8 protein-coding genes are annotated in these 13,330 nt (G+C 48.0%); all 8 read right to left on the reverse strand.

What is annotated here, in order from left to right; translation table 11 throughout:
* Positions 1-72: 72 nt before the first annotated feature.
* The 8 genes from E2R66_RS09020 to E2R66_RS09055 all read right to left on the reverse strand — a co-directional run bounded on the left by E2R66_RS09020 (position 73) and on the right by E2R66_RS09055 (position 13,319).
* Entirely contained in the window at positions 73-1,095 is a 1,023-nt protein-coding gene (locus E2R66_RS09020) for a LacI family DNA-binding transcriptional regulator (RefSeq protein ID WP_240049270.1), read from the reverse strand.
* A 134-nt stretch (positions 1,096-1,229) separates the two neighbouring features.
* Positions 1,230-2,453, reverse strand: coding sequence for a sugar MFS transporter (locus E2R66_RS09025; protein ID WP_133229816.1), 1,224 nt, complete (start codon positions 2,451-2,453; stop codon positions 1,230-1,232).
* 141 nt (positions 2,454-2,594) lie between these two features.
* Complete coding sequence (locus E2R66_RS09030; RefSeq protein ID WP_133229818.1) at positions 2,595-4,871, reverse strand: GH92 family glycosyl hydrolase; 2,277 nt, start codon at positions 4,869-4,871, stop codon at positions 2,595-2,597.
* 113 nt (positions 4,872-4,984) lie between these two features.
* Complete coding sequence (locus E2R66_RS09035) at positions 4,985-5,647, reverse strand: SGNH/GDSL hydrolase family protein (protein WP_133229820.1); 663 nt, start codon at positions 5,645-5,647, stop codon at positions 4,985-4,987.
* Between the two features lie 187 nt (positions 5,648-5,834).
* Positions 5,835-7,013: a DUF4185 domain-containing protein gene (locus E2R66_RS09040; protein ID WP_133229822.1), complete on the reverse strand. Its 1,179-nt coding sequence runs from the start codon at positions 7,011-7,013 to the stop codon at positions 5,835-5,837.
* Positions 7,014-7,042: 29 nt separating this feature from the next.
* Entirely contained in the window at positions 7,043-8,209 is a 1,167-nt protein-coding gene (locus tag E2R66_RS09045; protein WP_133229824.1) for a prolipoprotein diacylglyceryl transferase, read from the reverse strand.
* Positions 8,210-8,439: 230 nt separating this feature from the next.
* Complete coding sequence (locus E2R66_RS09050) at positions 8,440-11,565, reverse strand: SusC/RagA family TonB-linked outer membrane protein (protein ID WP_133229826.1); 3,126 nt, start codon at positions 11,563-11,565, stop codon at positions 8,440-8,442.
* Between the two features lie 38 nt (positions 11,566-11,603).
* Positions 11,604-13,319 carry a RagB/SusD family nutrient uptake outer membrane protein gene (locus E2R66_RS09055; protein WP_133229828.1) on the reverse strand — a complete coding sequence of 572 codons (1,716 nt, stop codon included), beginning with the start codon at positions 13,317-13,319 and terminating at the stop codon, positions 11,604-11,606.
* Positions 13,320-13,330 lie beyond the last annotated feature (11 nt).

Raw genomic sequence — 13,330 nt, forward strand, 5'->3', positions numbered from 1 at the left:
TTCACGAAATATCCTATGAGGTTGCCGCGCTTCGCTTGCAATGACATAGTTCCATATTTCGCAATCTTTTGATTAAACGCTATTACTCTTCGACGACCCCCTGATATTAAAATCAGTCTTCAGTATAATGGACTGCGAACTGATGTGCTGCGAAGAGGTATTGAGTTTATTCAGCAGTACGGTTATTACACTATCAGCAATAGCTTCTATCGGTTGCGCTATGGCGCTTACCGGCGGCGAAAAGAGTTTAAATACGTCGTAATCATCAAAAGAAACCAGGGCCAAATCACCAGGTACTTTTAGGCCCAGGCTATTGATCACTTTAAGGCCACAGGTACCCACATGGTTGGTGCCGAAGAATATGGCATCGAGGTTTTTGTGTTTCTTAAGAAAGGTTTTAATAGGCCCCATGATCAGCTCTTCATCCGGACTGAAGACAATTTCCTGTATATAATGCTTCAGACCGCTCTCGTCCAACGCATCTTTATAGCCATGCAAGCGGGCTTGCATTTGCGTTTGATTGGAAGCAAAGGTGATATAAGCGATATTTTTATACCCTTGCTGCACCAGGTGCATGGTAGCATTGTAAGAGCTGAAACGGTTATCTATCTCTACATAATCGGTGTTCACCTTAGGCAGGTGCCTGTCGAACAATACCACCGGCATACCATCTTTTATCAACGAGGCGATGTCTTCCTCTATGCCCTCGGGTGGGGCAATAATGTACCCATCCACATGCCTGTCGCGGAACATGCTGATGAGGTCGCGGGTTTTGGCGGTATCGTTATCGGTGCTGCAGTAAATAATTTTGTAGCCGTTTTTGTAGGCACGATCTTCAATAAGCCTGGCAATGGATGCAAAGAAGGGGTTAGAGATATCCTCCACCATCAACCCAATAATGTTCGATTTGCCCGTACGCAGGCTTTTGGCCAGGGAGTTGGGTTTGTAACCCACTTCCTCTACAAATTTTTGCACGCGCTCTACCAATTCCTTACCGATGCGTTTTTCCTGCGCGCGACCATTCAGAATGAACGAAATGGTTGTTTTAGAAACGTTTAGGTGGTTGGCTATATCAACTATCGAGAGTTTTTTCACGTGCTGTATTAATAAATTCAAATATAAAATAATATCGCTGACAAGGCGCGCCGCAATTGGCTGATAAATCGATTTATTGTAAAGATTTGCAATAAAATCAACCTGTCCTAATATTATTTTGGCATAAAATTATCCTAAACAGGATTTTTGTTCAAACGCCTGTAATTAAAACCAAAAAGGAAGATCACAACGTAACAAATTATGGGCAAATAATAGGCCTGCGCTACGCTATGGTTGGCAATAAGCCCCATCGCCAGTGGGAACAGTCCCCCGCCAACAACCCCCATCACAATAAATGAAGATGCCTGTTCGGTTTGTTTGCCCATGTTCTTGAGCCCCAGGCTAAAGATGGTTGGGAACATAATGCTGAAAAAGAAATTGATAAAGAGTAATGCCACGAACGATACCCAGCCAAAACCTTGCGCAACAATCATACACATCAAAATATTGGCGAGCGCAAACGCAGCCAGCAGTTTGTTTGGCGCAATAAAACGCATCAGATAGGTGCCGGCAAAACGTCCTATCATCATCATAACCATACTCAGCGAGAAAAAATAGCTCGACTGGCCATCGCTAAAGTGCATGATCTCGTGCCCATAATTAATAAAGTAGGCCCAGGTACCACCTTGTGCCGCCACGTTAAACAGCTGCGCTATCACCGCAAACACAAAATGCTTATGTTGAAATAGTTTCTTATCAGCATGGGCCACTTCTGCTGCAGCATAGGTATCGGTAGCAAGGGCATGCGGGTTGGTAAGCGCGGGCACCTTAACAAATGCGAAGGCGATGGCGATAGCCGCAATCACCGCGCCAATTACCATATATAGATGCTTTACCGACACTAAATCCTGCTCGCCACCGAAAATAACCGCGCTACCGATGATGGGCCCGATGATACCACCTACACCATTAAAAGCCTGCGCAAAGTTGATGCGCTGATCGCTGCTGCGCTGGTCGCCCAGAGCAGCAACGAAGGGGTGGGCAACGGTCTCCAACGTGGCCATCCCGCAAGCTAAAATAAACAAGGCCGCCCTAAAGAAGGTGAACGATTGGGCATCCGCCGCCGGGATAAACAAGAATGCACCAACCGAGTAAAGCAGCAGGCCAAGCAATACCCCGTTTTTATACCCGAAACGCTTCATGAACAAACCCGCCGGGATGCCCATAACAAAATAGGCCCCAAATATGGAGAACTGTACATACGCCGACCGGGCCTTAGTAATGTGAAGCACATTTTGGAAATGCCGGTTCAGCACATCGCCAAGCGTCATGGATATCCCCCACATCAAAAAAAGTGAGGTGACGAACAACAGCACTAACAGGTATTTCCGTTCGGTAAACTTGGGTTTGGCATTCATCCGCTAAAGTTTAATTTATGGGGTTTATTGGTGCTGTAAAATAACCTAAATGTTTTGCAAGTACCAACCCCCGGCTATCATTTTACCGAAAACGAATTTTTCACAGATTTTTGAAGAAAAACACCGAAAATACTCCGGTGGTTACTGCGGTTTACTCAACGAAAATGGTTTATCCTCTGGTGCAAGACCACGGGTTAAATTAGGCTTGTCGCCCATTTCAAGATGTAACACTCCACCGTTCATGATATCTGTTTGGGTGATAAAATTATGGGTGTAGGGCATGCCGTTCAAGGTTGCCGATTGGATATACACATTGGTCTTGCTGTTATTATTGGCCTCTATAATGAAATTGTTGCCATTGTCCAGCGCGATAGTCATCTTGGGGAACAGCGGACTGCCAATGACATATTGGTCGGTACCCGGGCAAACGCTGTAAAAACCGGCTGCGCTCAATACAAACCAACTCGACATCTGGCCCTCGTCTTCATCGCCGGGATAGCCGTTCTCGGTAGCGTTGTACATTTTGTCCATCACTTCGCGCAGGTGCATCTGCGCTTTCCATGGTTGGCCGGCGTAGTTGTACATATACAGCATATGGTGTATCGGCTCGTTGCCCTGGGCAAACTGGCCCATTTTGAACTCGGCCATCTCCGTCATCTCGTGGATAACCTGCCCGTATCCACCAACTTTGATGGTACCCGGCTCGCTGAATACAGAATCGATCTTAGCCGTGAAGTTTTTATCGCCGCCCATCAGATTGATAAGTCCCTGTGTATCATGAAAAACCGACCATGTCCAATGCCATGCATTACCCTCAGTGTAAGGTCCACCCCAGTCCATCGGGTCGAAGGGCTCTATCCAGTTGCCCTGGGCATCCTTTGCACGCATAAAGCGCGTTTTGGGATCGAAAAGGTTTTTGTAGTTGTACATCTGCCTGGCAAAAACATCCTCGTAAAACTTATTGCCGGTTGCTTTTGCCAGCTGGTAGGCGCAAAAATCGTCATAAGCGAACTCCAGCGTCCAGGCGGTGGCTCCTTCGGTTTGTTTGGTGTAAGGCACAAATCCGTTGGCATAGTACTCTTTCCAGCCGGGGCGGCCATTGGCACTACCCCATGGGCCTTTGTTGGTAGCCTCGTGATAGTAAGCTTCCAAAGCCTGCTTCGGGTCGAAACTACGGATGCCTTTCATCCAGGCATCAGCCAGCAGAGATATAGAATGGTTACCCAGCATCCCTCCTGTTTCGCCCGGGAAAGACCACGATGGCAGCCAGCCGCATTGCTTCTGTGCATCTAACAGCGCCTGCACCAGTTGCCCCTCCATCTTGGGATGCAGGATGGTATTCAGTGGGAATTGCGCACGGAAAGTATCCCAGAAGCCATTATCGGTGTACATGTAACCATCGTGTACCTTGCCATCGTAAGGGCTGTAGTAGTAAGGTTTACCATCTTTACCGTATTCAAAAAACTGGTGCGAAAACAGGTTGGCGTGGTACATACAAGAGTAAAAGGTGGCCTTTTCTTCTTCGGTACCGCCCTGCACCGCCATGCGGCCAAGCAAGGCGTTCCAAACTTTATCGGCCGCTTTGCGGGTATCGTTGAACGACTTGTACGCTCCTAATTCGGTTTGCAGGGTAAGTGCAGCCTGATCCGGGCTGATATAGGAAGAAGCCACTTTAGCCTGCACCATTTCCCCATCCTCAAATTGGAGGTAGGCGCCAACACCCTCGCCCTCAGCACTTTTATTGCCAGTTGCAGTGGTGTTCTTTTTATTTTCCCAGGTACCGAAGGCGGTAAAGGGTTTATCGAAAGTGATAACGAAGTAATTTTTAAACCCTTGCGGTGCCCAGCGGCAGTTGTTTACATAGCCGGTTATCGTACGTTTTTGGGGGTCGATATTCACCATGCTCATTTTGGTGTAGCCGTCAAGTACCAGATAGGAGCCCGCACCGTTCGGGAAAGTAAAACGCAGGTGTGCGCCACGCTCGGTAGGGGTCATCTCGGTGGTGATATTGTTGTCCAGCTTTACTTTGTAGTAGCTGGGTTGCGCGATCTCATTATCATGGCTGAATGTTGCTGCACGGTCATCCTCGTTCACTACCAATTTGCCGGTGACGGGCATCAGCGAAAAAACGGCGTAATCATTAACCCAGCTACTGCACTGGTGCGATTGCTGGAAACCGCGTATTTTCTTTTCGAAATACTGGTACTTCCAGCCGTCGCCATTTTTCCCGGTCTGCGGTGTCCAGGTGTTCATACCGAAGGGTAGTGAGGTAGCGGGATAGGTATTGCCGTACGAAAACTCGTATTTGGTGTTGGTTCCTTGCCGCGTATTTACATATTTGACGAGGTTTGGCTCCTGCGCCAAAAGGATAGTGGTGCTCAATAGCAAGGCTGCGCCGCTATATAAAAGTTTTTTCATTGTTGAATTTCATTTTAAGGCGCAAGGCAAATAGCACCTGAGGGAAGTAGACTTAAAGAAGGGAGGCGCTCCCGCCTCCCTTTAAACCAAAAATATAAACCAAAACCAGTAAACTATTTTATGAGCGACTGATACATCAAATCAGCCACTTGCTTATTTCCTTCGGCGTTAAGGTGCACGCCATCAACGGTTAGAATGCCTTTATCCTTGTTTTCGGGATTGTTCTTTACGCCGTATTCGTGGAATATCTTGCGGAAATCAATCAGTCCGCAATTGTTTTGTGCTGCCAAGTTGCGGATAATTTGGGAGTAGCGATTAAGGTCGCCATCCAGTTCGTTGCTGAAATCGGCTTTTTCGCCCACAGATGCCGGGGTGCAAATGGTAACCCTGATGCCCTTCGCCTGGAATTTCTTGATAAGCGCGGTATAAAATTTGCCGAATTTATCCCAATCGGTACCGGTCCCGAATAGGCGCTTATGCCATACATCATTCACGCCTACCCAAATAACCACTACATCGGGGTTCTTGGTCAGCACGTCATCTTCGTAGCGCAGGTAAAGATCATATATCTTGTTGCCGCCGATGCCCGCTCCTGCTGCTTCGTAGTCGCCCGCCTTGCCGTTATCTTTTAGCTTCTGTTGGAACAAGGTGATATAGCCATCGGGCCTTACGCCGTACTCGGTAATAGAATCGCCAAAGAATACAATTTTACTAGGTTTTTTGTTTTGGAAACTACACATGATAACAACCATGGCAAACAGCAATATTTTCTTCATTTTAGTTTAAATTGGTATCAAATGCTAAATTGATTTAGCTAAAGTATTGATTATTTTTTAAGTTGCAAATTATTTTAAGAATTTATCTGAACTCGAATTAAGCGAATGACTGGAATTTTTAGAAAAGGACTAATCAATCTTCAAAATTCTTTAATTCCATAAAATAGAGTTTAGACTAAATCGCTAACTACTCAAATTTAACCCTGATAAACCTGGGGCGGTAAAGGTTGGGGTGCACGTTAAGATCTTTAATGAACTCAACAGAGTTGATGTTATAGCTGATAATCAATTCCCCGGGGGCTGATAAGCTTGGATGCGCTTTGGCGTTGTAAACCACAAAGGTTTTTTCGATCAGATCGGGTTTGCAATCCCACAATTTAATGATGGGACCAAACGGGCCAACGGGGCTGGCACCTATCCGCATGCCTACCGTAGTACTCATGCCGCCATGCTGAAAAACAAGCGCGTACCGTCCATCGGGCAGGGCAGAGACACTCAGTTCGTTAGACACGCCATCGGTAATATTGGCTGCCCTGGCTATATCGTTCACCCAGTTTGCGCCATCCCAAAACGTCCATTTCCGCATATTTTCAAAATCGGCTGGCAAAACGCGTGCAACCATCAGGTTTTTAGCCATGCCGCGTACACCATAAGTATAAATATAACCATCAGGCTTAGGCGCACCGGCGCCTTTCGTATTCACATACACCCCCGCACCAAAAGAGCCTATATCCGCTTTCTCGTCCAGCAGGTATAGGTGGGTATCCATTTGCGTTAAATTACGGAAAGGCGGCTTGCTGCCGGCAGGTATTTTTATCAATGTATTGCCTACTTCCCTAAAACCAAATGCCCCGCTGCTTACGTTACGCACACGGTAGCCAAAAATATAGGTAGCATGGTTGTTTTCGTTTACAAAACCATCGCCAAGCCAGTAGTAATCAACACTATCGGTTTGCGGGGTTTTGGGTATAAATAAGGATTCGGCCTGGCCTTTGGCATCCGTATCCCAATAAAACTTTATCTTATTACCCAATGGTTTGTTGCCATCAAGTATAGCTACCGCGTTGTGTATCATTTTGTACCCCGGCTGCATGGCACCGTCTTTTATCTGGCCAATCATACTATCGCTGAAGATGAACAGTACCTTATCATTAGGGTTCGCCTGCCTGCCTTCCATACCATTTAGCGGAATGGTGTATATACCATCGCCGCCAAACCAGCCCTTATCGCGCTTCAGCAGGGCCGACCATTCCGGTGCTTCGGTCACCGTGAATTTAATATCAGTAAGGTTTACAGCCGTGGTTTGGGCCGAGCCATTATGCATGGCGCAGCAAATGATTATACACAATAGCGCAAGCTTTTTCATATTAGGGGAAGGGGATAATAATCAATTGGTTATGCAGCTAATTTGGGCGATGTGTAACGTTTAAATACTATGATGGCCAATCCAGCCAGCCCGCCCAAAAGCATCAAACCGCCAATTAGTTCTGCTTGTGTAAAAGTAAGGCCTAAATAACTGTAATAAAAATTTATGCGGATATGTTCTATTAAAAACCGTTCGCCCCCGTTGAGTATCAGGTAGATGGAGAACATCAGCCCCGGTACCTTTATTTTTTTGCGGAAGGCCCACATCAGCGCGAACATGCCTATACAAAGCAGTAGTTCGTAAAGGGGCGTAGGGTACACGCCCTGCACCAACTGACTGCAGTAATTGCCGGTACAACCGGGGATAGACACCCCCGCGTTGATGGAATTATGTGGGTACTTAAAGCTCCAGGCCCAATTTGGCAACCAACTGATCCATTGCGGTTTGAAATAATTATTGACGATACCCCAATCGCCATCGCCGGATAGCTGGCAGCCTATGCGGCCGATACCATAAGCCAACATCATACCGGGCGAACCGATATCGGCCAGGTGCACCTGCTTCATGCCGTGGCGGTAGCCGATGTACAGGTAAGTAAGTGCTCCGAATATCAACCCGCCGTAATAGGCAAAGCCATTTACGGAGAACAGCACACCTAAGGGATTGTAAATGAACTGATTGAGATGCTCGAGGGTATCGAACAGTTTGGCACCGATAAAGCCGAAAAAACCCACGCTGAAAACGATGAGCCCCATCAGCTGATAGGGATGGCGCACTTCTTCAACAACCTTAGGTTCAGGCAATTGTTGTTTCTTTCGGTCGAAATATACCCAGAGGGAAAAGCCAAGACCTACCAGGATACCACCCGCCAGGCTGCCTTGCAAAGATGCCAGATACCCCCTCGGGTCGAATGCGAACCTGCTGTAATTAAGCGCTATACCGATTGCTTTAAAGCCAAAAGTGAAGCCCAGCAAAAAATTCACGGCTATATCCAACAACGTAGCAGACTGGCCCACAAGCACTTTACGCTTAAAAGGATGAATTTTTCCGTTCGCTTCATACCGTTTAAACTCGGATGTAAAAACCAAATAGGCCCCAAAAAATGCCAGCGCGATAAACAACCCCAGCGTTTGTATAGGGAAGGTTAACCTTACATTAAAAACGTAATATACCAGATCGCCTATAGTTGGGAACATGATGCTAATGTATAAAATGCATGGCATATAATCTGCCAAATGCTTATGCGGCGGCACCGCTTATAAGACCCGCACCCGGCATTTTTACCGGTGTTTTCCGTTAAAAATCCGAGTTTTTCTTTGAAAACCGGAGAAAATCAACAAATTCCGTTACAATCCCATCCCTTATAAAACAGCAAAGGTCAAAACCGTTACCGGCCCTGACCCTGCTGCCTAAATTTCAATCAAATTTAAAAGCCTATCTGCACACCCAGGTTCACTACGCGCTGGTTGATGTAGGCATCGCCGGCGGTGTTGGTAGATATCTCGGGATCCTGCTGGTACTTGTTGTAGTTATCCCAGGTGAACAGGTTGTATGCGCTTACATAAACGCGTGCGTTGTTAATTTTAAACGGCAACAGCTTGGTCGGAAGCTGGTAACCTATATCCACTGTTTTTAAACGGATGTAGTAGGCGTTTACCAGCCAGTAATCGCTGAAGTAAGCCGACGGACTGTTGATAGATGTTGGGTTGACACCCAACCTTGGGAAGTTGGCGGTAGCGGCGGTTGCAGGTGTCCAGCGTTCCTGGTGGATGGGCTGGAACTGGCTCTGGAACGGTTCGATACCCGTACCTATTACTGCAAAGCTGTAATTAAACGATCCCTGGAAAAGCACACTTACGCTAAAGCCTTTGTATACGGCCTGTAACGATAAACCCAGGATAGTATTTGGCAGGTTTGGCTTGCCGATATTCCTTTTATCAAATACGTTGATGGTACCGTCGCCGTTCAGGTCCTCGTAGCGCAGGTCGCCTGGCTGCAGGGGTATGCCGTTATCGGGTACGGCAATCGGGTTGCCTGCATTGGAGCCATTATTCTTCGGGTCGGCTTTGTAGGCGGCAATCGCGGCGATATCAGCGGCAGTATAATAACCCAAAAAGTGGTAGCCCTGCTGCTGACCAATTGGCCAACCGGTTTGTGCCAACCATGGATAAGCAGGCGCGGCTTCGTCTTTATCCAATATCTTGTTTTTGGCATACGAGAATACCAGGCCGGCATTGTACTGCACTTTGCCCGCGCTGCCATGGTAGCTGATGCTTCCGTCGAAACCCTGGTTTTGGGTGCGACCAATATTTACAGCCGGCAAACCTACGCCCAGTACCAATGGCACACTGCCCGGCGTGATGAGCTGGTTGTAGCGGATATCGTGGAAATAATCTATCGTTACCGACACCTTATCCCTCAGGAGGTTCATATCCAAACCTATATCGAGTTTTTTCGCGCGTTCCCAAACCACCTCATTGTTGCCTAATGAACCTTCATAAAGCGATACATAGTTCTGTTGCGATTGGCCGAAATTATAGCCTCCGCCCCTGTTATACACCTGGTTGTACACATAACGGTTACCCGGTGCAGCATCAGAACCCACCAAACCGTAGCTGGCCCGCAGCTTAAACAGGCTGAACACGGGCAGCGCTTTAGCAAAGAAACCTTCTTTTACCAGGTTGTAGCCCAAACTCACAGCCGGGAAAATACCGAAGCGGTGATTGGCGGCAAAACGGTCGGTCCCGTTGTAGGCTACGTTGACATCCACCAGGTACTTTTGCTTATAATCGTACCCTACCCGGCCGGATGTTCCCCTAAATTTCTGCGGAACGCCTACCAAATCGCCACTAAGGAATGGGTTAGCAAACAGCGTATTGGATGTTTGGTTGAACAAGGCAAGGGCTGTAATATGATGCGTATTGCTAAAGGTGCGGTCGTAATTCAGGTACACCTGCAGGTTATAGTTGTTGGTATTGATATCGGTATTACCGGTGAGCCCGTAGTTTTGGTAAACGTAGGTAGCACCCGGGCGTAGCGCATATTGATTAGTAACCGGGTCATAGTGGTAGGCCGGGATACCCTCGTTGAATATCTGCTTGGTAAATTGCTCCACGCTGGAGTAAGCTATGCGGCCGGTTAACGATAAACCATCGGTAATGGCATCCAGCTTTTGCGTAGCACCAAACAGGAAGTTGAAATCTGTACGGCGCGAGTGCTGGTAGCCGCCGGTAGCCAACCTGGCGTTCAGCGTAGGCAGGTGATCGGGGTTGAAGGACGAGTAAGCATAGCTATACGTGCCGTTCGGGTTGATGTATGGCGCGGTAAATGGCGTTTGTTTGGTAAAATTGTATATCTCGCCTACAGCATTCTGGTTGTAGGGCTGGTTCAAATCGCTGAAACGGGTGGTCACATCCAGGCGCAGATCAAGCGTTTTGTTCACGCGTAAATCCAGGTTCGAACGGAAGTTATACCTGCGGAAATAATAGTTGGTGTTTACCAGGGCCTGTGGGTCGGCAAAATCGCGCACCAAACCGTTCTGGTTTAGGGCACCACCGGATATAAAGTATTTTAACACATTGGTACCGCCTGATATATCCAGGTTGGTATTGGCCTGGTAGCTTTGTTTCTTGAATATCTTATCGTACCAGTTCACATCCGGGTGGCCGTATGGGTCATCGCCGGTTTTGAAGTGGTTAAGGTCTGCCTGGGTAAAGCTCTGTGGTATGCCATCGTTCAGCTGTGCCTCATTTATCAGCGTAGCTGCATCGTAGGAGTTGAGGAACTTCGGCGTTTTGGTAGGCTGCGCCATGCCGCCCTCTACCCTTAAGTTTATCTTAGGCGTGCCGCTTTTGCCACGGCGGGTGGTTACTACCAATACACCGTTGGCACCTTTTATACCGTAGATAGCCGTGGTAGATGCGTCTTTTAATATCGAGATACTTTCAATTTCGTTTACGTTTATCTGCTGTAACTGATCGTAGTTGTATTCTATATCATCTACAATGATGAGCGGTTTGTTACCATCCGAGTTTAAAGAGCTTACGCCACGGATGTAGAAGTCTGATGCATCCTTACCCGGCTGGCCCGAGCCTTGTTGCGAGAAGAAGCCCGGCAGCTTACCCGTAAGTGCGTTTTGCACGTTGGCGGTTGGCACGGTGCGTATTTCGCCTGCGGATATTGAACTTACTGCACCGGTGTTGGTGATACGTTTACGTGTACCGTAGGCCACTACCGATACCTCATCCAAACCGTTTGTGCTGGTTTGCAGGATAACATCAAGCGGCTGGCCGTTGCGCACCTTTACCTCCTGGCTGATGTAGCCTATAAAGCGGATAACAACTACCCCGCTTTGCCCCTTGAGCGTAAGCGTGAACTTGCCGTTAACATCGGTAATGACACCGTTGGTGGTCATCCCCTTTTCAACTACCGATACGCCCGGCAACGCGCCCGATATATCGCGCACCTTGCCCGTAACAGTTGTGTTTTGAGCATACAAAGCCACCGGAAGCAATGTTAGTATGATTTGAAAGAAAAGTATTATTTTTCTCATAGCTGCTTAATTAATTGGTTTAATTGATCTTTCAGGTATTACCATCCGGGGTTTTGTTTCATATTCGGGTTCTTCTGCACCTCATCATAAGGTATAGGGTACAGGTACATCTTTGGCGATACGAACCGGGTGGCAAGCACATTTACCTGGTTATAATTCAGGCTGGTGCCCACTTTGGTTATGCTTATGCCGGTGCGTGGCTGGTTCATCAGGTTTTCGGCAATCTTCCAGCGGCGGATATCCCAGTAGCGGCTCTCTTCAAAGGCAAACTCTATGCGCCTTTCGTTTTGGATGGTGGCGCGCATTTCCTCTTTGGTCATGCCTGCTTTTAAGCCGTAAAGGCTGCCTGTGCCTGCTGCCAGGCCTGCGCGTTTGCGTATGCTTATCAAAGCGTTGTACACTTCGGGCGTTGCGCCTGCTGCCTCGTTCTGCGCTTCTGCATATCCTAAAACCATATCTGCATAGCGCAGGATGATCCAGTCTGCACTGTGCGAGCTGTAGGTGCCGGTAGTTTCGAAGTTGCCCATAAACTTGCGCATATAGTAACCTGTTTTGGTTTGCTGCAGCACGCCATTGGGCTTGCTCTGGCCACCTTCGTAGGTTTGGATAGAGGTATTGAGCCACTGCGCGCCGTTGTAAATAACGTTGTAGGTAAGGCGCGGGTCGCGGTTGGCGTATGGGTTGTTTACGTCGTAGCCCGATGCTGCATCGGTTATGGGCAAACCGTTATTCATCGGGAAAGCATCAACCAATTGCTGGGTTGGGCTGGTTTGGCCCTTGCCTGTTGCACCGGTAAAGCCAATAGGACCGTTAGCGGTTTCGATGCTGTTGTTATTGCCAACCTGGCGGAAAAACAATATCTCGGGGTTATACTGGGTGATAAAAACATCTTTGTAATTATCCAGTAGCGCATATTTGCCCAGGTCCATTACATCTTTGCAGGCAGCAGCAGCGGCGGCCCAACGTCCGGCATCAGCAGATGCATAGCCGGTAAGCGGGTTACTGCCATCAATATTGCCGCCGTTGAAAAGCGGGCTTGCCGCATAAAGCAGCACTTTTGCTTTCAGGGCCATGGCTGCGCCTTTGGTAGCGCGGTGGCTATCAGCCTCGGGGCTGGCCGGGTTGGTAAGCGGATAGGCGTATAACGAGCCTTGTATGGCATCGCATTCGCTAACGATGTATTTTACGCACCCATCAAACGAATTGCGCGGCAACGATACATCATCGGTAATAGTCAATACCTTATCACCCATTAGCGGTACGCCGCCATAACGCTTGATCAGTTCGAAGTAGAAGTAGGCCCGCAGGAAACGCGCCTCGGCCTTCCACACAAATTTTTGCGATTTGCCGTTATACTGGGCCAAAACCGGCACCACATCAATATTGTTCACAAACTCGTTTGCCTGGCGTATGCCGGCGTAGTACGTGCCCCACAAATTCTCGTCGGTAGGCACGGTATAGGAGTTGTATGATGCTGTAGAAAGTATAGTAGCTACATTGCTTGGCCCCGATGCCGATGATATGGCATCGTCGCTGGCGGCATCCAGGTAATCGCCACCTACGCGGTTGTGGCCATTCTTCATTACAGAATAGATGCCATACAGATAATGCTGCGCGTTTACGCCCGCCGAATCCTTGCTATCGAAGATCTTATCGATACCTACCTTATCCACCGGGAACTGCTCATATTTTTTGCAGCCGGCAATGGCCAGTATCAGTATCAGCGCCGCTATAATATTTTGATGATTTTTCATGATCGTATTTT

This window comes from Mucilaginibacter psychrotolerans, from assembly GCF_004519315.1.
Lineage (GTDB): Bacteria > Bacteroidota > Bacteroidia > Sphingobacteriales > Sphingobacteriaceae > Mucilaginibacter > Mucilaginibacter psychrotolerans.